Origin of the sequence: Lactobacillus bombicola (assembly GCF_900112665.1) — a bacterium.
In the GTDB taxonomy this organism is placed as follows: domain Bacteria; phylum Bacillota; class Bacilli; order Lactobacillales; family Lactobacillaceae; genus Lactobacillus; species Lactobacillus bombicola.
In genome coordinates, this window is record NZ_FOMN01000004.1 from 108886 (window position 1) to 132943 (window position 24058).

Consider the following 24058-nt stretch of genomic DNA (forward strand, 5'->3'; position numbering starts at 1 on the left):
AACACTGAGAAAATGTGTTTGATCTGCTTTTTATTTTTAGATTAATATAAAAATATTGCATTTAGTATATACCAATTTAGATAATTTAACTTGACCATCTTTAATAAAAAGGCTATTATTCCTTTTGTTACAACTAATATTTAAACAAAACCAATTTAACAAAATTAAATATACCAAAGGAGAATAATATGTGTGGAATTGTTGGTCTCGTAGGTAAAGAAGCAAAAGAAATCGTGCTAAATGGTCTAACTAAGTTAGAGTACCGCGGCTATGATTCTGCCGGAATCTATTTGAATGATTTGGCGGGTAATGAATATTTGACTAAGACTACCGGTAGAATTCAAAATTTAAAAGAGCAAATGCAAACAAAAGAGCAAGGATTAGTAGGAATTGGGCACACTCGCTGGGCTACACATGGCGAACCTACTGATAACAATGCTCATCCTCAATTTGATCAAATGAAACGCTTTTATATGGTTCACAATGGGGTAATTGAAAATTATCAGGAAATAAAAGATAAATACTTAAAAAATGTAATTTTTAAATCAAATACGGATACTGAAGTTATGGTTCAATTAATCAGTAAAATTGTTCAAGAACAGGAGTTAGATACCTTTAGTGCACTAAAACAAGCTTTGAATTTAATTAGGGGTTCATATGCAATTTTATTAGTTGATAATAAATATCCTGATCATATCTATATCGCTAAAAACAAGTCGCCGTTAATGTTAGGTTTAGGCCATAATTTTAATATTATAGCTTCAGATGCTCTTTCAGTTTTGGATCAAACAAAAACTTTTATTGATATCCAAGATGGTGAAGTTGGTGATATTACTAAAAATAACTATAAATTAGAAACACTTGATGGAAAAGCGGTGGCACATCAGTCATATCAAGTTAATATTGACCCTAATGCTGCAAGTAAGGGAACTTACGAATTTTATATGTTAAAAGAAATTTGTGAACAACCAACTGTTTTACATCATTTGGCACAAACTTATCTCGATCAGGCTGGTACACCTCAAGTTGATCCGAAAATTACCACTGGTCTATCTCGTGCTGATCGTATTTATATTTTTGCTGCAGGTACAAGTTATCATGCAGGTCTAGTTGGCAAAGAAATTATTGAAGAATTGACAGAGATACCGACCGAAGTTGCTTTTGCTTCAGAAGCAGGATATCATTTTCCAATCTTATCGCAGCATCCTTTCTTTATTTTTCTTTCGCAATCTGGAGAAACGGCTGATTCTCGGGTGGTTTTGCAGGAAGCAATAAAGCATAAAATTCCTTGTTTAACTTTGACTAATGTTCCCAATTCAACTCTAGCCCGTGAAGCTAATTATGCAATGTCGCTTGAGGCGGGGCCAGAAATTGCAGTAGCTTCAACTAAAGCTTACATTGCCCAAATTACAGTTGAAGCCATTTTGGCTAAGGCTGTAGGTGAGAAGTTAGCTAAAAAAAGAGCGAAAGATTTCTTGTTAAAAGAAAACCTTGCCTTGGCTGCTCAAGGAATTGAGCAGGTTCTTTCGACCCAAGATAAAATTGCTCAACTAGCCCAAAAATATTTAGTATCATCGCGTAATGCATTTTATATTGGACGGGGAATTGATTACCCTGTTGCTTTAGAAGCAGCATTAAAATTAAAAGAAGTTTCGTATATTCAAACAGAAGGTTTTGCAGCTGCAGAATTAAAGCACGGTACGATTTCATTAATTGAACCCGGTACGCCGGTAATTGCATTAATCAATGATCCATTAACTGCAGATTTAATGCGCGGAAACATTCAAGAAGTTATTGCCAGAGGGGCAAAAGTAATTACTATTGCTAGTCAAAGTTTGGCTAAAGCTAATGATGATATCGTTTTGACTAATCTTAATTATTATTTAAGTCCACTTATTTCTGTTGTAGCGGCACAGTTATTTGCCTACTATACTTCTAAAATAAAAGGACTAGATGTTGATAAACCAAGAAACTTAGCTAAAAGTGTTACCGTAGAATAAAGTATATCTAAATAAAAAGAAAAGGTCGTAAGTAATTACGACTTTTTGTATAATGAAGCTAATAATGCTAAAAAGTGGGAGGAAAAAATTTTGGCAATTAAAATAATTGCAGTTGATTTGGATGGAACTCTGCTCACAAGTAATAATCAAATCTTGCCTGAAACTGAGAGAGTATTAAAGCAGGTAAGTCGTCAGGGAATTAAAGTTGTTTTAGCAACAGGTCGTCCTTTATCTGGTGCAATGCCCTATAATCGACAATTAGAATTAATGGGAAAAGACCAATATGACATTGTTTTTAATGGTGCAGTAATTCAAGACTTAGCTGGTAACATTTTAATGAATCAAAAGATGGGCTATCAAGATTTTACTAATATGTTACGTTTACAACGTTTAGCTCATGTGAATTTACATTTTGAAACGCCTGATTGCTTTTGGACTTGTGATCGTGATATAGGAACTAACTTGGCAAATAACGGTGCAGTTACTAACAATATGATTAAAATTAGACGACCAGAAGAAATTCCGCAAGCTTTTTCTTTTAACAAGATTGGTTTCAGTTTAATTGATGATCTTCAAGAAATGGACAAGCTATGGAATAATATTCCTGAATGGGTATTTAAGAAGTACGATGTAGTAAGAAGTTTTGCAGAAATCATTGAAATCAATGATAAGATTGCTTCTAAGGGTAATGCTTTAATCCAATTAGCTGATCGCCTTAAAATTCAGCAAAAAGACGTGATGATTTTTGGCGACCAGGGTAATGATATTTCAATGTTTTCTAACCCCAACTTTAAAAAAATAGCGATGGGTAATGCTATCGAATTAATTAAGGATAAAGCTGATTATGTAACTGATGATAATAATCATAATGGAATTGCTAAAGCAATAAAAAAATTTGTTTTGTAGTAAAATAAAGTAGAGTTGATTATTATGGTAGAAAAAAAGATAGAACATAATGTTTCAGAAGCTGAGTGGGAAGTAATGCGGATTATTTGGACCCTTGGTGAGACTCATACTGGTGACGTGATTGAACAACTGCAAACAAAAAAGCATTGGTCAGAATCAACAATCAAGACTTTAATGGGACGTTTGGTCAAGAAGGGCTTACTACAAACGCGCAAAGATGGGCGACGGTTTGCTTATTCGGCGACAGTTAGTCAAATTGAAATGATGATTAAGGTGACTAACCAATTAATGGATCATATGTGTGATATGCATAAGGGTCAGGTATTGATTGAAATACTAAAAGGGCTGCCCCTATCTCAAAGTGATATTGCAACTATTGAAAATGAGCTTATTTTAAAAAAAGCCCATGCACCTAAAATGGTTCCTTGTAATTGTTTAGCTTCAGGTCAACACAATTGTTAATCAAATTAATAATTAGGAGGTTATAAATGAGAAGGTTTGGCAGTATTTTAATGCGTTTGGTATTTACTGTTTTGTTATGTGTATCAGGATTTTTGTTACTGGAAAGTCCAGTAATTATGGCTGTACCTAATGTCCCGCAAATGGCTAAAACACTTATTCAAAAGAGTATTGACCAATCAGATAATGATAGTTTTAAAGGTACATATCGGTTGGCTAAGGAATTGGGCGTAGAAGATAAAATTCTAGAACAATTGCCGCGCAAATACCATCAAAATATATCTTATGTTAGTATGTATAACCTTAGTGTTACCTATCGCGAAAATGGAGAGTTAACCGCAAAAAATTTAGCTCTACCAGCTAATAACAAAGTACAAGAAGCAGTAAATTATGTAATTATAAATAACATTAATGATAACCTTAAAAAAAATAAAAAAGATGTTAACCAAACTATTGCTATCTTTCATTATTGCTTTTTTGGTTTGATTATTCTCTTTGCAATTGCTATTATCCTTGTTTTATTTGGTAAATGGTGGGCATCAATTGCTATTTTGTTAGCTACTGTTGGCTCTTTTGGAGCCTTACAGTTCTACAGTAATAATGTTTTGCATAATTTACAAATGCAATATCATGGTATCACGTTAATCACTTCGTCTGCACTTTGGTTAGGCTTAGCCATCGGGTTGGTTGCTCTGATTCTCTGGCCACCAATTTTGAAAATTACGAAAAAAAATGGACATGATAATTAAAAATGTTAAATGATTAATTAGATAAATAACCGCTAGTCTTAAAGACTAGCGGTTATTTTGTTGCGTTTTTAAAAAATTCAAATTTAGGCTATTTGTGCGGGTCTAACTTAAATTAGCAATAATTACTTAGTATAATTTGGAGCTTTTTTAGTAATTTGGACATCATGGGGGTGAGATTCACGTAGTCCGGCATTAGTAATACGTATAAATTGTGAATTTTCCCGTAAATCAGTGATTGAAGCAGCACCAACGTAGCCCATACCTGAACGTAAGCCCCCAAGAATTTGAAAAATAATGTCTGAAACATCGCCTTTATAGGCAACCCGAGCTTCCACTCCTTCTGGCACGAGTTTATTAGCTTCGTTAACACCACCTTGGAAATAACGGTCAGATGAGCCATGAGATTGGGCCATTGCACTAACTGAACCCATCCCGCGGTATGCTTTATATTTTTGCCCATTACTTTCAAAAATTTCCCCCGGTGCTTCAGTTGTACCTGAAAGCATACTGCCAAGCATTACCGCATTTCCACCTGCGGCTAGGGCCTTAACAATATCGCCAGAATATTGCATACCACCATCTGCAATGATTGGTTTATGATATTCTTGCGCTGCAGTAGCCGCATCGTAAATAGCAGTGATTTGGGGTACGCCAACCCCAGCGACTACCCGAGTAGTACAGATTGAGCCAGGGCCAATTCCTACTTTAACAACATCAACACCTGCATCAAAGAGGGATCTGGTTGCATCACCAGTTGCAATATTGCCAGCGATTAAAGTAGCTTGAGGGAAATGCTCTCTAATTTCTTTGATTTTACGAAGAACACCTGCTGAATGCCCATGGGCGGTATCAATAACAATTGCATCAGCGCCATTTTCAAGTAAAGCAGTAGCGCGTTCAAAGGTATCACTAGTAACTCCAACGGCAGCAGCTACTAGCAGATGATTGTTTTGATCAATGGCTGCTTTAGTAAAATTATTTGGGACAACGACATTTTTAACATTGGCAACTTCACTGGCTTGAGCTGTAATTGACATGTTCTTATGAATGACTCCCAACCCACCTTGTAAAGCAATTGCGATTGCCATGGCACCTTCTGTTACAGTATCCATTCCGGCGCTAATAATAGGAATGTTTAGCTTAATATTTGGTGCTAGTTGCGTGTGAAGATCAACCTCATTAGGTAGAACGTGACTTTCAGCGGGGATTAATAAGACGTCATCAAAGGTTAAACCTTCTTTATTAAATTTCGTTGACCAATTTGACATTTAGTGCACTCTCCTTACTTAGAATTATTAAAGTTAAATTGATTACACTTTACTAGGGAATTGCATGGCGGTCAAGTGTTAATTTTTAATAAAATTAAATTTTTTATGTAATCCGAACAAAAAAATAGTTTTTATTTTTATTGTAAACATTTAAGCGAAGTGATATTATTTTTTTAAGTTAAAAATAAGTAGTTATATTTCTTGTGTTAAGTTGATTATATTTGCTGAAAAGCAATTATTTATAGTGCTTATTTAGGTATAAATAATAAATTTAAGAAAAAGAAAGAGGAACAAATGAATAAAGAATTGACCCGTGAATTTATTGCTGGTTTACCTAAAGCCGAACTACATGTTCATATTGAAGGAACGCTTGAACCAGAATTAGAATTTACCTGTGCGCAACGTAATCAAATTGATATTCAAGCTAAGTCACCGGCTGATATAGATCATAGCTATGGTTATGGTCTAACGGAATTCTTGAAGGCCTATTACCGAGGTATGAAAGTTTTGCGTACTGAACAAGACTTTTATGAAGTAACTTGGTCCTTTTTACAAAAGATGGCTCAAAGTAATGTTAAACATGTTGAGTTGTTTTTTGATCCTCAAGCCCATACTACTAGGGGGATTGCTTTTGAAACTGTGATCGAGGGAATTCACGCCGCAATTGTGGATGCGCAAGCTTTAGGAGTTGATACGCAATTAGTCATGTGTTTTTTACGTGAGCTTTCCAAACAATCGGCATGGGAAACCTTAGCATCAGCTAAACCATATCATGAAAAAGGTTGGATTATTGGGGTGGGGCTTGATTCAGCTGAACACCATAATCCGCCTTTAAAATTTATGACTGTCTTTGATGAGGCACAGCGACAAGGATATTTTTTGACCATGCATTGTGACCCTAAGCAAGTTGACTCGGTTGAGCATGTTAAGCAAGCTCTTGAAATTATTGAAGTTGATCGGCTCGACCATGGTATGAGTATAGTGCAAAATGCCGATTTAATGGAATATTTAATTAGTCAACAAATTGGGATTACCGCTTGTCCAATTGCTTATTATTATACTCGTAAGGATATGGAGCAAAAGGCTATTATGGAATTGTTTGCTAAAGGTGCTGTAATCAGTCTTAATTCTGATGATCCTTCATATAAGGGCGGCAATTATATTAATGACGTTTATTACAAGTTTGGTCAAAAATGTGGTTGGGGTGAAGATGAGATTGTACAAATAGCTCGGAATTCTTTCCAGAGTGCGTGGATTAGTCCTGAAGCTAAAACTAGCTATTTGCAACAGATTGATGCTTATTTACAAAACTTAGGTTAAAGCTAAAAAAGGTTATTCTAACTAAGAATAGCCTTTTTTATAAGCAATTTTGTTTACATTTGTCATCATATCCGGTATATTTAACTTAGTTTACAAATGTAAATACGACTTTTACTAAGGAGAGTATATCATGGCTAAAATTATTATTTTAATAACTGGTCTAGCAGGAATCGCTTTTATTGCATGGTGGTTTTTTGGAAAGCATACAGTGCAAACAAAAATGGCTAAAGTATTTAAGAATAAGCAAAGTGTTGATATTGCTGTCAAGGGCGGATACTTTCCCGAAAAAGTGATTTTGAAGCGTGGGATACCTGCAACATTAAACTTTAAGCGACTTGATTCTGCTAGTTGTCTTGATCATGTAATCTTCTCCGATTTGGGAATTAATCAAGAATTGCCTGAAGGAAAAGTTGAATCAGTTAAGATAGATACAACCAAATCTGGTGAGTACAATTGGCAATGCAGTATGAATATGTTTCATGGCAAAGTTATTGTAAAGTAAATTTGCGGGAGATTTAATATGAAAATTACAACACGATTTTGGACATCGTTAATCCTATCAATACCAATGTTGTTAGAAATGATCATTCATCCCTTCACGGGTTGGATGCTCCCAGGTGGTAATTGGACAATGTTTGTGCTTACAAGCATTATTATGTTTCTTGCTGCTGGTCAATTTATTACAAGTGCTTGGGCTGCTTTTTTAAAGCATCATGCCAACATGGATACATTGGTTGCGCTTGGGACATTAACGACTTACATTTATAGTGTTTATGCAATGTTGACGAAGCGACCGGTTTTCTTTGAAACGGCCGCTTTTGTTATTACATTCGTTTTACTAGGTCAAGTGTTAGAAGAAAAAATGCGTAGCAATGCTTCTAGCGCTATAAGTAAACTAATTAACTTAAATGCAAAAAATGCTCTTGTTAAGCGTGGGCAAGATTTTATTCAAATTCCCGTTAGTCAAGTCGTTAAAAATGATTTAATCCAGGTAAAGCCTGGTGAAAAAATTCCGGTTGATGGAAAGATAATTTCAGGTTCATCAAATATTGATGAGTCAATGATAACAGGTGAAAGCATGCCTGTGACAAAGACAGTTGGTGACCAGGTAATCGGAGCAACAATCAACCAAACAGGCTCGTTTGTTTTTACAGCTGAAAAAGTTGGTAATGATACAATGCTTGCTCAAATTATTGCAATCGTCAAAAAGGCACAAAGTAGTCATGCTCCAATACAAAAATTGACAGATAAAGTTGCCAATATTTTTGTACCAACTGTATTAATTATTGCTATTGCTACTTTTGTTGTTTGGAATGTCTTCTTAGGACAAGCCATTCCAACTGCACTTAATTATGCCGTTAGTGTAATGGTAATTGCCTGTCCCTGTGCCCTAGGCTTAGCTACGCCAACTGCTTTAATGGTTGGAACTGGCCGAGGAACCAAGATGGGAATTTTGATCAAAAATGGTGAAATTCTTGAAGCTGTTAATCATATTGGAACAATGGTTTTTGATAAAACTGGCACGTTAACCGAAGGCAAACCTGAAGTAACTGATCTAATTGGTAACAAGCAACAGGTAGTGCCAATTGCTGCTGGATTAGAAAAGTTATCGGAACACCCACTGGCGGCTGCAATTATTACCTATGCCAACAAAGAAAAGATAGTACCTGCAGTTGTTAGTGACTTTCAGGTTCTAGAGGGACGCGGCGTTTGTGGGAAAATTGGGACTGAATCTGTCTACATTGGCAAATTAGTATCTGCTGCTAATTTGAAAATTTCTGTAAGTTTGGCCAATGAGGCAGAGAGATTAGAGACAGCAGCTAAAACGGTTGTTGCTGTTTCAGTTCAAAATGAAGTCATTGGCTTAATTGCAATTCAAGATGCGCCAAAAAAGAACGCAAAAGAAGCGATTAGCGAGCTTAAACAAATGGGTTTGCAAACCGTAATGTTAACTGGTGATAATCAAAAAGTAGCACAGTCAATTGCCGAGCAAGTCGGCATAAAGCGGGTAATCGCTGGTGTCTTACCCACCGATAAGTCAGATGTTATTAAAAAATTACAAGAAAAACATTATGTGGCTTTTGTGGGTGATGGGATTAATGATGCGCCCGCATTAACACAAGCAAATGTTGGAATTGCAATGGGATCCGGTACAGATGTGGCAATAGATGCTGGTGGTATTGTTTTAATGAATAATGATTTGACAGCAGTGGTACGTGCATTAAAACTGAGCCGGAAGACTTTTCAGCGAATTAAGCTTAACCTGTTTTGGGCCTTTATTTATAATATTATAGGTATTCCAATTGCCGCTGGCGTTTTTGCTGGAGTTGGTTTGATTTTAAGTCCAGAAATTGCTGGTTTGGCAATGGCCTTTAGTTCATTATCAGTTGTTATTAGCTCGGTTTTATTAGGTAAAAGTAAAATATAAATACTTAAGTGATAATAAAAAGCGGATACTGTTAAAGTAGCCGCTTTTTATTTGAGCCATTTTTTAGCTTAAGTTAGAAAAAGTAATAATTTGCTTAATTATATTTATGATGTCTGGTCTTTAACACATGTTTGCTTTGTATGATATAAGTTATAATTCCAATTGTTAACCAAATTAGGGTAACTAAAAGACTACTGCTTAAATCGGCATATTTAAACTTAATTAAATTAATAGGACCATAAAAAGGGAAGAGTAGCGCAATTTTTTCTAGCCATTTGGGATAGGCCGAAATAACTACTAAAATTCCGGCAACTAAACTCATTACCGAACTGATCAGATTTGACAGAAAATATGGGTCATTCATTTCCCAACTAATGGCCCAGGCAGTAAAGCCTAAAATTATGCCAAATAAACATAGTAAGGGTAAGACTAGGATAGTGCGATTAATAATTACCAGTGGGGCACCAAAAATTAGGGCCAGGGTTAAGTTAGATGTTGCTAGAATAAAGCCAGCTATCAAGGCTACGAAAACTTTATTTGTCCAGTAACGTAAGCTAAAAGGCCGTTGGGCAATCATTTCGTAGTCAATTCCTAAGTTGGCATCGGTAATTAGTGATTGGGTCATGGTCGTCATTGAAAGATTAGTGGCATCAATGGCAATTGATGCTAAAGCGATGGACCAGTTAAAGTGACCGGTATATTGCATATCAATTAAAACTAAAAGGATCATGTCAACAAAAGGTGTGATAAAAAAGTAAACTAGGATAGTGCGCCAATTTGCCAAAAATGATAATGATGAAAATTGTGTTTTAAGCATTAGATTAAATTTAATTCTCCTTTCTTACGTGCTAACTGGTTAATTTTTTTAACCATTAAAATTATTAAAAAAAACCAAATTATTAAACTAGAAAAATAAGCCGACCAATTAAAGGTTGAACTAGTGCCAGTTAAAGTGGCTATTGGAGTTGTCATGGGAATAAACCACTGGGCGATTTTTATAAATGGCCGCAAAAAATTAGGATTGCCAAAGAGACCCGAAAGTAGAACAAGTGGTATACCAATCAAACTTTCATAAGTAATGGCATTGGGAGTGAGGGTAAAGAAAGAGGCAATAAAAATTCCCATAGTTGCCATGGCTAGCCATAATAAAATAACAGTTAAACTAAACTTGAAAGTAATTGCGTCAGTTGTAACCCCTAAAAGTTGGGCAAGCAACCATGCTAGCGGAAAAGCTGCTAAGCCATAGGTTGAAGCTGGTAATAATAAAGCAATTAAAGACAAGCGTTCATCGTAAGCGTTATTAATTAAATAAGGTAAAGTTCCCTTGTATCTTTCAAAGCCGATACTGCCAGCAGCAGTGGTACAAGAAGACCACATGCCAAAGATTGCACTTTGTAACCATACACTAGTGTTGGTTAATTGATGATTGGCATAGGCGAGCGTATATTGCACCAAAAAGATGGACAGGGTACTCGTCAAAGTCAAAGTGACAAAATATTGATCTGACAAATATTCTTTAAAATGGAACCAAAACAGGCGGACAAATCTCATTTTATTTCCTCCGCAATTCTGGTGCTAAGGCTAAGTATGATTCTTCTAAGGTCGCAGGGCGGTCGATATGGCTCACCTGTGACTCTTTAACAATGTCTTCAACTGTTCCAGTAGAAAAAATGCGCCCAGCACCAATTAAGATAATTTGGTCAGCTAAAGCTTCTACTTCAGACATGGTATGGCTGGTTAGTAAAATACTGATTCCCAGATCTGCCAGATTTTTAATTGTATCGCGAATGCTTTTAGCAATTTCGACATCGAGTCCGCTAGTTGGTTCATCGAGCAGAAGCAGTTGTGGGTTACCTAAGAGTGCGCGCGCAATATGCAGCCGCTGCGTCATACCTTTAGAAAATTGCCCGACTTTTTTCTTTGCCACATTGCTTAAATTAACAATTTCTAGTACGCGAGTGATTTCAATTTTTTGCTGGCGGTATGGCACTCGCGCCAAATCGGCAAAAAAAGCCAGATTTTGGGCGGCAGTTGCTCGATGGTAAAAACCGAGCTCACCGCCAAAAGAGACACCTATATGCGGGTGATGGGTTGTGCCAATAATATTTTGCCCATTAAGCAATACTTGTCCCTGGGTTGGCAGTAAATAGCCGCCAATAATTGAAACAATCGTTGTTTTACCAGCACCATTAGGACCAAGTAATGAAATGATTTGTCCTTTTTTAATGTTAAAAGAGATATCTTCTAGAGCATGAAATTCTTCCTGCTTGTTATGATAAATCTTTTTTAAATGTTTTACTTCTAAGATATTTTTCAAAATAAATTCTCCAAAATTAGTGTAAATTTAAGTGTCACTATTAAGGAAGGGTGACATCATGATTTTACAGGTTAAGTTGGAGATCTTTTGTTGATTTACATTAAAGCTTTGTTAACATTATAACATAAAAATATTATTTGACTATTTAAATTAATTAGTTTTTTATTTTAAGGGTAGAAAATGACATCTCTAAAATATTTATAACAAGTAACAGTTGGTCAAGTTAAACAAAATCAGTCGGTTAAGTTGGTTAAATATAACAATAACTGGCCCAGTATTTTTCAAACTGAAAAGGAAAAAATTCAACAAGCTTTAGGTTCGACGGCTTTAAAAATTGAGCATATTGGTTCTACTGCCGTTACGGGACTTATGTCTAAGCCCATTATTGATATTTTATTGGTTGTTCCTCATCCTAGTGCTGAAGCAAGTTACGCTCTGCAATTGCAACAAGCTGGTTATATTTTACGAATTCGGGAGCCGGAATTTCAAGAGCATCGAATGTTTCTTGGCATTGATCCTGCTGTACATCTTCATGTATATGGTCCGGGTAGTCAAGAAGCTAAAGACTTAATCCTCTTTCGTGATTGGTTAAGAAAAAATGATACCGATCGGTTAAAATATCAAGAGTTTTAAAAAAACTAGCAACCCGGTGCTGGCCAACGGTGCAGGATTATGCTGATGCAAAGGGACCATTGATATATAAAATTAAGCAACGAGCAATTAATAATTGTAAGAAAGATTGAATGATATAAATGATGATTAAAATACAGAAATATTAAAAGCCAGATCCGAAATTATATTGGATTTGGCTTTTAATATTAACTTCTTTTAAGCCTAATCAACCGATTTTAAGGCTTCGAGCATATCTGAATTTTTCAACTTATTGTTAACAATAAACCCAAGAATTAGCGTAACGATGCCAATTACTCCTAGTGGCCACAAAAAACTTGAAGCAGAAAGTGCTGGATTAAACATGACATTAGCTGGTGGTACGACATAAAGAATATAACGATAGAGTAAATCGCCGATAAAGTATCCGATTAGAATACCGATAATTGTTAATAAAATAGTTTCACGATAGATATAGAGGGTAACTTCATTATTATAAAAACCTAGTACTTTAATCGTTGATAATTCGCGAATACGTTCTGCAATATTAATATTGGTCAAGTTGTATAAAATAACAATTGCTAAAAATCCAGCGACTACAATTAAGACAATCATAATCATGTTCAAAGATTGGACAATTACATCTAGTTCTTGACTGATAGCAGTATTTTGAACAACATTACCAACGCCAGCTAAATTCATAAATTTAGCAGCAATTTTTCTGGTATTAGCTGGCTGACTATTTTTTAAGTTAACCAAGTAAGCATTGGAAGTATATTTTTTAGTAAAAATATGTTCGTACTGTCTTTGATTCATAAAGATAAAATGTCCCATGTACATCTCACTTATTCCTGCAACTTTCATCGTACGTTGCTGATTATTCTTGTCAGTCAAAGTAATCTGGTCACCTTCTTTAATTTGCAATAAGTTGGCTAAGCGTTCAGAAATGATGACACCGTTATTGTCTAAAGTAAGGGATTGGTGACTGCGGCGATTATTTAACTGAACATATTTTTTTAGTTGCTGACTAAACTTGGGTGCAATTAAGGTTATTTCTTGGGTATCACCATTTTTTCCGGCAACTTTGGTCATTGATTCATAATAAATAGGCATTTCAGCAGCGATGTTAGTAGCATGCAATTTGGTTTTAATTACTTTTTTTTGTTTAGCGGTGACGGGTGCTTTTTCAGCCACAATCAGGTTATAGTGGATTAATTCAGAAAATTGGCGCTCATTCATGTTACTAATTGAATTTTTTACGGCAAAGCCCGCAAATAAAAGAGTAGCTGCTCCACAAACACCAAAAATTGTCATCAACATTCGTTTTTTGTAACGAAAAATATTACGAGCAGTAACTTTATGAGTGAAACTCAACTTGTTCCAAATTAAAGGGCAACGTTCAAGTAAAATTTTAGAGCCAGCGGCTGGTGGCTTAGGTAAAAGTAAAGCTGCTGGCTTTTCTTTAAACTCATTTTTGGCCGTTAAATATGCAGGTAAAACGGAACTAATCCACGATAATAAGAGAGCAATCAGGCTAATTTGCCAATAAAAATGTTCTTCAATTGCTGGAAGGGTAATTGACTGATAATAAGCGTGGTAAACAATTTGCGGTAATAATGTATGGCCTAGATAGACACCAATGATTGTGCCGATTGTCCCTGATAAGAAGCCATAAAAAATAAACTTACTAATGACTACCGTATTGCTGTATCCAAGAGCTTTTAGTGTGCCAGAATTTATTCTTTCTTCATCAATAAAGCGATTCATGGTGGTAAAAGTAACTAAGGCAGCAACAAAATACAAGAAAATGGGAAAAACTTTAGCTAAGTCTTCCACTACTTGAGCCACTGTAGTATAAACGACAGTTCCTTCACCACCTGGTAATTCGCGGCGGTTGTAAACACTATAATTTAAAACTAGCGTCTTAATTTGCATTTTTGCTTTGGTGATTTTTTGAATACCAGCATTAATTTTTTTCTGAGCAGTTGCTGCTTTTTGTTTTAAAGCATAGCTTTGCTTTTGTAACTCTTGCGTTTGAGTGTTTAATTTAATTTGTGCTTGTTGCAAATTTGCCTGCATTTGTGGTGAAGTTGCTTGGCTAGCTTGCTGTTTGAGTTTGCTTTCTTGTGAGCTTAACTTATTTTGGGCAACTATCAGTTGTTGCTTAGCAGTGGTTAACTTATTGTGGGCCAATGCCAAAGTTTGTGCTCTTGCCTTTAGCAGCTGTAAGCCCATTTTTTTAATGCGTTTTTCGCGTTGAGGTGTTTCTTCTTTTAGAACTTGTTGTGCAACTTTCTTATGTTGACCTAGGCGTTTAGCATATATTTTGCCATATGAGTCAAGCCCCCTTAAATCCTGATAAGTCAGGTTGGCTACTGTGTAGACAGTCTGATTAAAAGCTTGAGGCATGGCTACCGCATAGCCTTTAAGCTCTCCAGTGCCGCTACTACTTTGACCAAGATTAACGTTCGAGAGAATTTGACTTGAGCGAACAAAGCCAACGATTTTAAAATTTTTATTTTTTAAAAAAGTAGTTCCTAAAATATTCTTTTTTTCATGAAAGCTAATTGTTGCGCCCAGTTTATATTTTAAGCGGTAGTAATCAGTAATGGCAATTTCATCTGACTTTTGAGGAAGGTGACCTTTGATGACTTGATAAAGTCCAACTTTTTGGGGTTTAGAAAAGATGCGAAAGCTATCATGACTATTTTTTAATACAGCATCAGTCATATAACCAAATTCTGCATTTTTAAGTCCCTTAAGCTTACGTATTTTTTGCGCATCTTGTTTATCAAGCCCATAATTAGAAACAATGGTTAAATCAGGTGTGTTTAATTTTTGGGCATAATGATTTCCGGTTGCTCGCATATTAGGTCCAGTGACAAACAGTCCCACAAGAGCAAAGGAACCGATGAGCATTAGAGCCATGATTGACAAAAACTGCCCTTTAGTCTGTCTAATAGATTGCCAAAAATCTTTCCAAATTATTTTTTTCATTGTTAATCTTTTCTACCATTTAATATTAGCTATATTTTCAGGATGCTTAGTTTGGGTAACTTTTGTTACTTGCCCGTCATGAAAATGAATTACACGATTGGCAATTGGGGCAAGGGCGCTATTGTGTGTCACAATAATTACAGTGGTGCCATGGTTGCGACTCATATTAGCAATTATTTGTAAAACGTTTTTCCCAGTTTGATAGTCAAGCGCTCCAGTTGGCTCATCACAAAGTAGAATTTTGGGATTTTTAGCAATGGCACGAGCAATTGCTACTCTTTGTTGCTCACCGCCAGATAATTCTGCTGGGAAATTATTAACGCGTGCTTTTAATCCCACGTCAATTAGAGTTTGAACAGGATCAAGTGCATCTGCAACAATTTCAGCAGCAAGCTCCACGTTTTCTTTAGCAGTTAAATTTTGAATTAAGTTATAAAATTGAAAAACAAAACCAATATCATTGCGGCGGTAGTTGGTTAGCTGAAGCTGATTATAATTGGCAATATTTTCTCCATCAATAATTATATTTCCAGAGCTATTAGTATCCATTCCCCCTAAAATATTAAGCATAGTTGACTTGCCAGCACCAGATGCCCCTAAAATAATTGCTAGCTCACCTTTTTCAATCGAAAAGCTAACATCATTATTTGCTAAAATTTCGGTGTCACCTGCTTGATAGCGTTTAATATTATGTTGAACTTCAATGTAACTCATAAGATTTATCCTTCGTGTTAAAAAATATTTTTTATTTTACTAACTATATTTAAGCTAAATATTTTTCAAGTACTTGTAAAACGCCCATCTCATTGTTACTCGGTGCTTCATATTTAGCAATCTTTTTAAGACGCTCATCCCCGTTACGCATAGCATAGCTTAAGCCGGCCAGTTCTATCATTTCTTTATCATTCATGCCATCACCAAAAGCGATTAGTTCTGCTGGTTTGATATTGAAATAGCGTAAAAAATATTTCAAACCTTGCCCTTTGTTGACATTTGCGGGCATGACATCGATATTATCAAATCCGCTAGTTGTACAGTGAATTCTTTCGGGATTGCTTTGATTAAATTTTCGTTCCAAGTCATTAGCCAATTCTGAGGAGCATTTCAATGTGAGTTTAGTTAAACTATCACTGGTAGGAATATCCCTTAGATCTCCAATATCAATGGCATTGGGATAAAAGAAATGCATTAAATTTTTAAATTGAATTGGCGCTTTTTTGTTAACATATGCTCGTTCTAAGCCACTGGCTGCAATATTAATTTCTGGATAATTTGTCTCAATAAAATTAATCAACTTGATTCCAGTGCGGTAAGTAAAAACATGTCGTGAAATAATTTTATTATCCTGGGTTAAAATTGAGCCATTGTCAGCGACAAAATCAATTCGATCTAAAAAGTCGTAGAAATCTCGTTGTAATCGAGAGAGGGGCCGTCCACTTGATACAATAAAGTGAACATGCTGTTTGCGTAATTTGGTTAATATTTTTTCAAAACGCTGCTGGTCAAATTGTTTGTCATCATTTTCAAAAGTCCCATCCATGTCGACTGCAACAGCTTTAAAAGGTAAAAGTGTCATGTTTAAACTCCTTATTTTATAGTTAATAATGTCCTAATCTATATTTTAAAGCAAAAATAGCTTCATTTAACATAATGAAGCTATTTTTTGAATTTACTAATTAAATTTTATTTTACAGTAGGCTTTCTACGACCTATAAGCCAGCATAGCAAAACAGCCAATATAGTTTCGCTAATAATCAAGACAATATTAATCCCCAGTTTTATTTGCCCAATAGCAATTGAGTTAATGCCAAAAAGTTTATTTTTGTCACCTAAGTATAAATCAAAAATAATTGAGCCAATAACTAAAGTGAAAATAGTAATCCATTGGTTTCGACTAAAGGCAATGCCGTATTCTTCTTCTCTGCGCCTAATGCTTGGCAAAATGACCCCTAATCCAATTAAAACAACGACGGCAATAATATTAATAATTAGTTCGTACCACCAATAACCGCTAAATTCTTTGATGTCTTGAGGAGCAATTCCTAAAATTGTTGCAACAGCAGTTACTATTAGGAGGAATAATCCGGCTAAGTAGGCAAGTTTGTCATTTTTTAAGAAAACATAATCTGATGGGAATTTTTGCGAATTTTTTCTAATCTGCATAAAGGAGAAGAAAATCCAACATGTCACTCCAGGAGAAATAATGCCATTTAAGTTGAGTAACCAGTTAAAAATATCATTCATATCTGGCAAAAAAATTCCTAAAAGCATGATAAAAGCTGATAAGGCAACAGTTAAAATGTAACCATTAATTGGCAAACCATTTTTGTCTTTCTTTTGCAAGAAATGAGGCATATATTTATCGCCTGTATCTGAAATCAACATTCTAGTCATTGCATCGAGTAAAACAGCTAGCAGTGCTGCATTATAAAAGACAGAAGTCCATGCCCAAACATAAAGTAGCGTTTTGCCCCAACCATATTGGTGCCCCACCATATCAAAAACATAGTATGCACCATTCATTTTTAAATCATTAGGAATATGATAACTGTTAAAGTAAATTCCGAGAGCAAAGGAGCCAAAAACAGTTAAAAAGATGGTCATTAAGGCCAAAGCAATCATTGCCTTGGGAAAATCTGATTTTGGCTTCTTCATTTGCGTAACATATGGAGCAACTAATTCGCAACCATTTAACGCATAAATAAGCATAGCGATTGTTGTCCAATAATGCATGTCAAACTTAGGAATTAATGTTCGCCAGGTAAAAGGTTGAGTTGCCATATGTCCACCAGATCTTACTAGTCCAGTAAAGGCTAAAAAGACAAACATTAATGTCATAATCAACATAAGTCCACCACCAATAGTGGATAAAACTTCCATCGATCTTGAAAAATAGTGTTCAATTACAATAAAAATAATAAACATCGCAAAGGTCATCAAAGCAAATTTTGTATTTGAAATTTGGCTTTGGAATTTTTCTGAGCCAGTTATTGCCCAACCAATATCTACAATTATTTCGTTAGCTGAATCGACAGCATAGGGAATTGATGCTGCCCAGTAAGTCCAGGCAGTAAAATAACCGAGAAATTCGCCATTAGTTCCGCGTACCCATGAAGAAAGCCCACCACCTTCATGGTCAAAAACTGATCCAAGTTGCCCAACCATTAATGAATAGGGAATAACATAAAAAAGACACATAATAATCCATGATGTGACTACTGGCATTCCTTGGTTTTGAAAATTGTACATGATATCATCAAGACCAATGACCGTGCAAAATGCCATTAATGTCAATATTGGCCAAGATATATATTTTTGGTTTGAATTTATTTCCTCCACTTAAACTATCTCCTTTTATAATAATCAATGTTCTCATTTTACTAATTAAAAAGAATATTGACTAGATAAAATTATAATTTCTTAGCTAATAAGGCAAAAATATAAAAAAATGTGCTTAATCAATTGCTGGTATTGAATTTTATTAGTCTATGCGGTAAGATTATATCGTTAAATATGATGAAAAAGAAAGAAGGATTCTCATGTCAGGACATTCAAAATGGCACAATATTCAAGGCCGCAAGAATGCGCAAGACGCAAAAAGAGGTAAGATTTTCCAAAAATTATCTCGTGAAATATATATGGCTGCAAAGAATGGTGGTCCTGACCCTTCCGGAAATCCTAATTTGCGGATGGTAATGGATAAGGCACATGCAAATAATATGCCTAAGACCAATATTGACCGCGCACTTAAAAAGGCTGAAGGTAATTCAGATGAGCACTATGATGAGATTACTTATGAAGGCTATGCTCCAGGTGGTGTTGCTGTTTTTGTTGAAGCTTTAACTGATAACAAAAATAGGACAGCTTCTAGTGTGAGAGTGGCTTTCACGCGTAATGGTGGTTCACTTGGTGCAACAGGTTCAGTTGCCTACATGTTTAACCGTAAGGGTTATATTGTAATTGATCGCACAACTACTGATGCTGATGAAGATCAGATGTTACTTGATGTGATGGATGCTGGTGGTGAAGATTTACAAACTAGTGCTGAAGCTTATGAAATTTATACTGATGCTAAGCAGTTTGCCCAAGTTAGGGATGCCCTGGAAAAGGCAGGTTATAAACTGGCTGATGCTGAATTAACTATGATTCCAGAAAATACAACTCCTGTACCAGAAGATAAGAAGGAACAATTTGATAATCTGGTTGAAGCTTTAGAAGATGATGATGACGTGCAGAACGTTTATACAGCAGCTAGTGAAGAATAGGATTAATTAAGTAAGTTAGAAAGACCTTGAGCAATTATTTGCTCAAGGTCTTTTTGTTTAAATTACCTTAATTTGTAGTATAAACGATTTATTTTTACATTTATATACATAATAGTTCGCCTTTTGCTTGAAAAAAAGTAAATTATTTAAATTTTTATAATATAATTCGTAATATACATGGTATAATTCGTAAATATCAATTGTTGAAAATTTATATTTTCTTAATAAAAAGCTCACAATATGAGTTATAAGGCTAAGGAGGCTATTGAATGAAGAAACCTATAATTTTGAGTACAGATCCTGGTATTGATGATGCTGTGGCAATTGCAATTTTATTGTTTAGCAAACAATTGGATGTTAAATTGATTGCTGCAGCTGCAGGAAATGTTGGAATTGATCAAACTTTAAATAATGTTTTGAAGCTTGAAACATTATTTAAAAAAGAAATTCCAGTTGTACCAGGCTGTAGTCGTGCACTAATTAAGCACCCAATCGATGCAGTAGCAGTTCATGGAAAATCTGGTATGGATGGTTATGACTTTCCTGAGCCTAATCAGGATCTTATTCTTGAAAATAAAATAGCCCCAGTAGCATTTCACGAAGTTGTGACTGCAACGAAAAATAAAGTAACACTTGTAGGAATAGCTCCTTTAACTGATATTGCTTTATATCTCCGTCTTTATCCTGAAGACTTTAGCCAAATTGAAGAAATAATAATTATGGGAGGTAGTATTGGCAGAGGTAATTATGGTATTTTTTCAGAATTTAATATTGCCAGCGATCCAGAAGCAGCTAAAATTGTTTTTGAAAGTGGATTAAAAATTCGTGTGGCACCGTTAGAATTGGGGATGCAAGCAAAAATTAAACCAGAAATTAGTGAAAAAATCAAAAATTTGGGTAAAGTTGGTGCAATGTTTTATAGCTTATTTAAACGTTATCGTGGAGGTAGTTTTGCGACTGGATTAAAAATTTATGATGCTCTAGCAGTTGCAATGTTGCTACAACCAGATATGTTTGAATTTGTAGCAACTCACGTTGAAATAGTGACGCAAGCAGGATTTACTTATGGCGCGTCTCTAATGGACTTTAATAATAAGTTACAACAATCTAATAATGCTTTGATTGGTACTAAGGTAGATGTTGACCAATTTATTGAGTGGTTTATAAATGCTCTAAAAAAGGCTTGCTAAGGAGAGATAAAATGAATCAGCTTATTGCAGTTATTTTGACGCTATTGTCAGTAATAGTTTTAGTTTACATGTTATCTAAAAAAATGGATATTAAAATTGTATTATTTGCACTTGGGTTAGTTTTATTGTACTGCGGCGTCTTTATGGGGAATAAGATTAGCCTATTACAGCCAGTTGCCAATCAATTGTTACAGCCAATTCAAGTGATTATTGATCAATTTACAACGACTTTGTCGCAAGCAGGATTTGTTATTTTGCTACTGGCTGGATATAGTTCGTATATGACTTGTATTGGAGCTAATAATGTAACCATTGGTGGTTTAACTTCGACAATGAAAGGAATTAAATCAGTATACTTATTAGTGCCAATTGTTTTTCTAATGGGAAATATCCTTTCTTTGGTAGTTCCCAGTGCTGCTAACTTGGCAATTATCTTATTGGCAACACTATATCCTGTTTTGCGGACAGCGGGAATGAGTCGCTTAACTGCCGCAGCTGTAATTGCTACTACTGCAACGATTATTCCCACTCCACTTGGTTCTGATAATGTCGCAATTGCTGCAGCTTTAAAAATGTCAGTAACGCAATACGTATTTAGTTATCATGCTTTAATTTCAATTCCAACCTTGTTGTTAATGGCAATTGTTCATTATTTTTGGCAAAAACATGAGGATAAAAAAGATGGTCAAGGTCTCAGTTATCAAGCAGAATTGGCTCAATATGGGTTAAAAGATGATGATAAACAACAAACCCAAGTGGTTGGCAGTAAGTTTGTTCGCTTTATTTACGGGCTACTGCCTTTATTGCCAATTATTATTTTAATAATAGATTTTATTTTTAATGTTACTCAAGGTCGAAATTTAACGATGAATGTGCAATCAGTGACTATTATTAGTTGGATTGTGGCGATTATAATTGAGTTAATTAATAAAAAAGATACCAAGCAAGTTTTAAACGATACCAATACCTTTATTAAGGGAATGGGTAATGCCATGGGGATTGTTGTTTTGTTAATTGCAGCTCAAACTTATGTACAGGGGTTAAATGCTGTGGGAATTATGACCATAATTCAAAAGTTAATGACTAATATTCATGGTGCTGGCATTTTATTGCCATTAATAATGGTAATCTTGACCGCAATAATTGTCCTATTAAGTGGTAGTGGGCTAGCTCTTATCTTTGCCCTTATTCCGCTGATTGTTCCATTAGCCAAGTCAGCCGGAATTGAGCCCCAGCAATTAGCAGTACCACTACAGTTGGCTGGTAATTTGTTGCGGGCAGTTTCACCAGTAGCTGCGGTAATTTTAATTGTGTCTGGAGCAACACATTTAGAACCAGGTCAAATTATCCGCCGTACAGCTGTACCAATGATTAGTGGTGTCTTGATTATGCTGGTTTTATCATTTTGCCTACTATAAATAAAGTAAATGAAATTTAAAAATTAAATCTTAATAAGAACGCAAAGCATAGTTTACTGTGATTTGCGTTTTTATTATTTTTTGAGTTTGGTTAAACAATTTTATACACTACTAAAAAATTATAATCTCGGCAAACAATTTTTTCTTTTTTGCGTATTTAATATTGACACAAAAAAGGAGGTTTTTATGCAAATCAAGCAAGTGGTTAACTCATTAATTGAAGCAGCAATTATAGCTCATGCCAGTGATCTATTTTTTTTGGTGCGAAGGACAAAGTTAGTTGTCAACTTGCGTACTACTGATGGAATTACTAGCCAAGCTGATTTTACGGTTAACGAAGGGATGGAGATTATAAATTATTTAAAATTTATAGCTCAAATGGATATTGCAGAACATCGGCGACCACAGGTAGGAGCATTCGAATATCCTTATCAAGGAAAAAATTATTTTTTGCGCTTATCAAGCATCGGTGATTTTAACGATTATGAATCTTTGGTTATTAGAATTATTTATCAAATTGACCATAGTAATTATTTTTTTCCAAATCAAATTGAACATTTAAAAATGCTAACACATCAACGTGGCTTAATAGTTACAAGTGGTCCCACAGGTTCAGGTAAGACTACGACAATGTATAAATTGGCTAAATATGTAGGGCAAAAGCAAATGGTAATGACAATAGAGGATCCTGTCGAAATTCATGAAGCTAGTTTTTTGCAAACACAGGTTAATTTAAATGCTGAAATCACATATTCAAGTTTATTAGAAGCCGCGTTAAGACATCGCCCAGATATTTTAATTATTGGGGAGATAAGGAATGAAAAAACTGCTCGCTTGGCGATTGATGCTGCTTTAAGTGGGCATTTGGTATTTGCAACTGTGCATGCTAAAAGTACTTTGCAAACGATTCTGCGACTTGAAAGTCTACATGTCAATATTAATGAACTTTATAATTGCATAACAGCAGTTTGTTATCAGCGCCTTTTACCGACTAAGGATCACTTATCTTGTTTAATGGATATTGCTAGTGGGGAATTCTTACAAGAACAGCTTACTTGTAAAAAGCGTAAAGAATATATTAGCTGGTATGAAAATCTAAGTGAATTAAAAGAAAAGGGTGAAATTAGTGCGCAAGTATTTGAACAATTTAAGAAAGGATAAGTTGACACAAGAGCAACGATTAAATTTTCTTGATTACTTACATCATAGTTTAGCTAACGGTTTTTCATTAAATGCTAGCTTAGAGTTAATGCCAATATTATGGCCAAGTCGTAAGAATTTAATTGATAAGTTATATCAGAAAGTTCAAGCAGGAAATAAATTGAGTAATTTAATGCTTAAACTTGGTTTTTCAAAAACAGTAGTGACGCAAATTGATCTTGCTTTAGAACAAGGCAGTTTAGTAGAATGCTTGTCGCAGTTAGCTACACTAAATCGCTTAAAATGTGAACAAGAAAAGAAATTGAAGACGGAATTGTCTTATCCTTTTGTATTAGTAGTAATGATGATTTTATTGTTATTTTTTATGCAAACTTTCGTTTCAAACCAGTTTGCCAATTCTGATGAACACACAGGTGATCTCATGCTGTTGGGGCTATTATTCTTAAGTTTGGGCTTTGTATATTATCTGATACGAGTCTTAATGTTATTAAAAAAGCAGGATTACCATTCTTTGTATAAATTAGCTCATTACCCAGTCATTGGTTCGTTAGTTAAACTCTATGTAAAATATTTGTTAATTTATGATGTGGGACTTCTGTTAGCAAGTGGTTTTTCTTTACAAAAAATATGTGAGTATGCTGAAAATCAAGAGCAAGGCTCGCTTCAGCAGTTTATAGGTGAGAAAATAGCTAGTCAGCTCAATTCTGGTAAAAAACTAGCTGACATAATTGTCCAGGAATATTTCTTACCCGATGAATTATTATTGTTATTGCAGGTAGGATCAAAAAAAGCAGATTTGAGCCAACGTTGCCTTTTATTGGGACGTACTTTATTTTCAGATTTGACAAGTGATATTGAAAAATTGATTGTTAATGTCCAGCCATTCTGCTTTATTCTAATTGGGTTATGTATTATTGGGATGTATTTAAAACTATTGTTGCCAATGTATGCAATGATGCAAAATATTTGAG

21 protein-coding genes are annotated in these 24058 nt (G+C 34.9%); 13 read left to right on the top strand and 8 right to left on the bottom strand.

Translation table 11 applies throughout. The annotated features are described in order from the left end of the window. Window positions 1-188 precede the first annotated feature (188 nt). From glmS to BM203_RS04630, 4 genes are all read left to right on the top strand, one after another. Window positions 189-2000 (top strand): glutamine--fructose-6-phosphate transaminase (isomerizing), encoded by a 1812-nt coding sequence (gene glmS, locus BM203_RS04615; protein WP_090093132.1) that lies wholly within the window; start codon window positions 189-191, stop codon window positions 1998-2000. Window positions 2001-2090: 90 nt separating this feature from the next. Beyond that, window positions 2091-2906 carry a Cof-type HAD-IIB family hydrolase gene (locus tag BM203_RS04620; protein WP_090093250.1) on the top strand — a complete coding sequence of 272 codons (816 nt, stop codon included), beginning with the start codon at window positions 2091-2093 and terminating at the stop codon, window positions 2904-2906. A 24-nt stretch (window positions 2907-2930) separates the two neighbouring features. Beyond that, window positions 2931-3368, top strand: coding sequence for a CopY/TcrY family copper transport repressor (locus tag BM203_RS04625; RefSeq protein WP_090093134.1), 438 nt, complete (start codon window positions 2931-2933; stop codon window positions 3366-3368). A gap of 26 nt (window positions 3369-3394) precedes the next feature. Further along, the gene (locus tag BM203_RS04630; RefSeq protein ID WP_090093135.1) at window positions 3395-4114 is read left to right on the top strand and encodes a hypothetical protein; all 720 of its coding nucleotides are present in this window, start codon (window positions 3395-3397) and stop codon (window positions 4112-4114) included. A gap of 122 nt (window positions 4115-4236) precedes the next feature. Here the strand turns inward: BM203_RS04630 and guaB are convergent, their stop codons facing one another. After that, entirely contained in the window at window positions 4237-5382 is a 1146-nt protein-coding gene (guaB, locus tag BM203_RS04635) for an IMP dehydrogenase (protein ID WP_090093137.1), read from the bottom strand. A gap of 294 nt (window positions 5383-5676) precedes the next feature. On the opposite strand from guaB, the gene add reads away from it, so the two are divergent. The 3 genes from add (at window position 5677) to BM203_RS04650 (ending at window position 9130) form a co-directional block, all read left to right on the top strand. Further along, window positions 5677-6702 carry an adenosine deaminase gene (add, locus tag BM203_RS04640; RefSeq protein WP_090093139.1) on the top strand — a complete coding sequence of 342 codons (1026 nt, stop codon included), beginning with the start codon at window positions 5677-5679 and terminating at the stop codon, window positions 6700-6702. Window positions 6703-6832: 130 nt separating this feature from the next. Continuing rightward, window positions 6833-7204, top strand: a complete 372-nt coding sequence (locus tag BM203_RS04645; RefSeq protein WP_090093140.1) for a cupredoxin domain-containing protein — start codon at window positions 6833-6835, stop codon at window positions 7202-7204. 18 nt (window positions 7205-7222) lie between these two features. Beyond that, a complete protein-coding gene (locus BM203_RS04650) occupies window positions 7223-9130 on the top strand; it encodes a copper-translocating P-type ATPase (protein WP_090093142.1) in 1908 nt (635 codons plus the stop codon). Window positions 9131-9224: 94 nt separating this feature from the next. Here the strand turns inward: BM203_RS04650 and BM203_RS04655 are convergent, their stop codons facing one another. The 3 genes from BM203_RS04655 to BM203_RS04665 are packed head-to-tail and all read right to left on the bottom strand — an operon-like array spanning window position 9225 to window position 11447. Continuing rightward, the gene (locus BM203_RS04655) at window positions 9225-9947 is read right to left on the bottom strand and encodes an antibiotic transporter permease (protein WP_090093143.1); all 723 of its coding nucleotides are present in this window, start codon (window positions 9945-9947) and stop codon (window positions 9225-9227) included. Further along, entirely contained in the window at window positions 9947-10681 is a 735-nt protein-coding gene (locus BM203_RS04660) for an ABC transporter permease (RefSeq protein WP_090093145.1), read from the bottom strand. The genes BM203_RS04655 and BM203_RS04660 overlap by 1 nt, the downstream gene beginning before the upstream one ends. 1 nt (window position 10682) lies before the next feature. Then, window positions 10683-11447, bottom strand: a complete 765-nt coding sequence (locus BM203_RS04665) for an ABC transporter ATP-binding protein (RefSeq protein WP_090093146.1) — start codon at window positions 11445-11447, stop codon at window positions 10683-10685. Between the two features lie 246 nt (window positions 11448-11693). Between BM203_RS04665 and BM203_RS04670 the strand changes: the two genes are divergently transcribed. Further along, window positions 11694-12080, top strand: coding sequence for a GrpB family protein (locus BM203_RS04670; protein WP_090093148.1), 387 nt, complete (start codon window positions 11694-11696; stop codon window positions 12078-12080). A gap of 201 nt (window positions 12081-12281) precedes the next feature. On the opposite strand, the gene BM203_RS04675 is transcribed toward BM203_RS04670, so the two are convergent. The 4 genes from BM203_RS04675 to BM203_RS04690 form a co-directional block, all read right to left on the bottom strand. After that, a complete protein-coding gene (locus tag BM203_RS04675; RefSeq protein ID WP_090093149.1) occupies window positions 12282-15053 on the bottom strand; it encodes an ABC transporter permease in 2772 nt (923 codons plus the stop codon). 12 nt (window positions 15054-15065) lie between these two features. Beyond that, window positions 15066-15767 (bottom strand): ABC transporter ATP-binding protein, encoded by a 702-nt coding sequence (locus BM203_RS04680; RefSeq protein ID WP_090093151.1) that lies wholly within the window; start codon window positions 15765-15767, stop codon window positions 15066-15068. 49 nt (window positions 15768-15816) lie between these two features. Next, on the bottom strand, window positions 15817-16629 hold the full coding sequence (locus BM203_RS04685; protein ID WP_090093153.1) for a Cof-type HAD-IIB family hydrolase: 813 nt from the start codon (window positions 16627-16629) through the stop codon (window positions 15817-15819). A gap of 107 nt (window positions 16630-16736) precedes the next feature. Further along, a complete protein-coding gene (locus BM203_RS04690; protein ID WP_407656037.1) occupies window positions 16737-18338 on the bottom strand; it encodes an APC family permease in 1602 nt (533 codons plus the stop codon). 254 nt (window positions 18339-18592) lie between these two features. Between BM203_RS04690 and BM203_RS04695 the strand changes: the two genes are divergently transcribed. From BM203_RS04695 to BM203_RS04715, 5 genes are all read left to right on the top strand, one after another. Continuing rightward, the gene (locus BM203_RS04695) at window positions 18593-19318 is read left to right on the top strand and encodes a YebC/PmpR family DNA-binding transcriptional regulator (RefSeq protein ID WP_090093156.1); all 726 of its coding nucleotides are present in this window, start codon (window positions 18593-18595) and stop codon (window positions 19316-19318) included. Between the two features lie 269 nt (window positions 19319-19587). After that, the gene (locus BM203_RS04700; protein WP_090093157.1) at window positions 19588-20508 is read left to right on the top strand and encodes a nucleoside hydrolase; all 921 of its coding nucleotides are present in this window, start codon (window positions 19588-19590) and stop codon (window positions 20506-20508) included. 11 nt (window positions 20509-20519) lie between these two features. After that, a complete protein-coding gene (gene dcuC / locus BM203_RS04705; protein ID WP_090093159.1) occupies window positions 20520-21926 on the top strand; it encodes a C4-dicarboxylate transporter DcuC in 1407 nt (468 codons plus the stop codon). A gap of 186 nt (window positions 21927-22112) precedes the next feature. After that, window positions 22113-23087, top strand: coding sequence for a competence type IV pilus ATPase ComGA (comGA, locus tag BM203_RS04710; protein WP_090093160.1), 975 nt, complete (start codon window positions 22113-22115; stop codon window positions 23085-23087). Continuing rightward, a complete protein-coding gene (locus BM203_RS04715) occupies window positions 23065-24057 on the top strand; it encodes a type II secretion system F family protein (protein ID WP_425283616.1) in 993 nt (330 codons plus the stop codon). The genes comGA and BM203_RS04715 overlap by 23 nt, the downstream gene beginning before the upstream one ends. Window position 24058: the final 1 nt, after the last annotated feature.

Coding starts and splice junctions, on each gene's coding strand:
- glmS (WP_090093132.1), top strand. CDS start 189: ATGTGTGGAATTGTTGGTCTCGTAGGTAAAGAAGCAAAAGAAATCGTG.
- BM203_RS04625 (WP_090093134.1), top strand. CDS start 2,931: ATGGTAGAAAAAAAGATAGAACATAATGTTTCAGAAGCTGAGTGGGAA.
- BM203_RS04630 (WP_090093135.1), top strand. CDS start 3,395: ATGAGAAGGTTTGGCAGTATTTTAATGCGTTTGGTATTTACTGTTTTG.
- guaB (WP_090093137.1), bottom strand. CDS start 5,382: ATGTCAAATTGGTCAACGAAATTTAATAAAGAAGGTTTAACCTTTGAT.
- add (WP_090093139.1), top strand. CDS start 5,677: ATGAATAAAGAATTGACCCGTGAATTTATTGCTGGTTTACCTAAAGCC.
- BM203_RS04645 (WP_090093140.1), top strand. CDS start 6,833: ATGGCTAAAATTATTATTTTAATAACTGGTCTAGCAGGAATCGCTTTT.
- BM203_RS04650 (WP_090093142.1), top strand. CDS start 7,223: ATGAAAATTACAACACGATTTTGGACATCGTTAATCCTATCAATACCA.
- BM203_RS04655 (WP_090093143.1), bottom strand. CDS start 9,947: ATGCTTAAAACACAATTTTCATCATTATCATTTTTGGCAAATTGGCGC.
- BM203_RS04660 (WP_090093145.1), bottom strand. CDS start 10,681: ATGAGATTTGTCCGCCTGTTTTGGTTCCATTTTAAAGAATATTTGTCA.
- BM203_RS04675 (WP_090093149.1), bottom strand. CDS start 15,053: ATGAAAAAAATAATTTGGAAAGATTTTTGGCAATCTATTAGACAGACT.
- BM203_RS04680 (WP_090093151.1), bottom strand. CDS start 15,767: ATGAGTTACATTGAAGTTCAACATAATATTAAACGCTATCAAGCAGGT.
- BM203_RS04685 (WP_090093153.1), bottom strand. CDS start 16,629: ATGACACTTTTACCTTTTAAAGCTGTTGCAGTCGACATGGATGGGACT.
- BM203_RS04690 (WP_407656037.1), bottom strand. CDS start 18,338: ATGGCATTTTGCACGGTCATTGGTCTTGATGATATCATGTACAATTTT.
- BM203_RS04695 (WP_090093156.1), top strand. CDS start 18,593: ATGTCAGGACATTCAAAATGGCACAATATTCAAGGCCGCAAGAATGCG.
- BM203_RS04700 (WP_090093157.1), top strand. CDS start 19,588: ATGAAGAAACCTATAATTTTGAGTACAGATCCTGGTATTGATGATGCT.
- dcuC (WP_090093159.1), top strand. CDS start 20,520: ATGAATCAGCTTATTGCAGTTATTTTGACGCTATTGTCAGTAATAGTT.
- comGA (WP_090093160.1), top strand. CDS start 22,113: ATGCAAATCAAGCAAGTGGTTAACTCATTAATTGAAGCAGCAATTATA.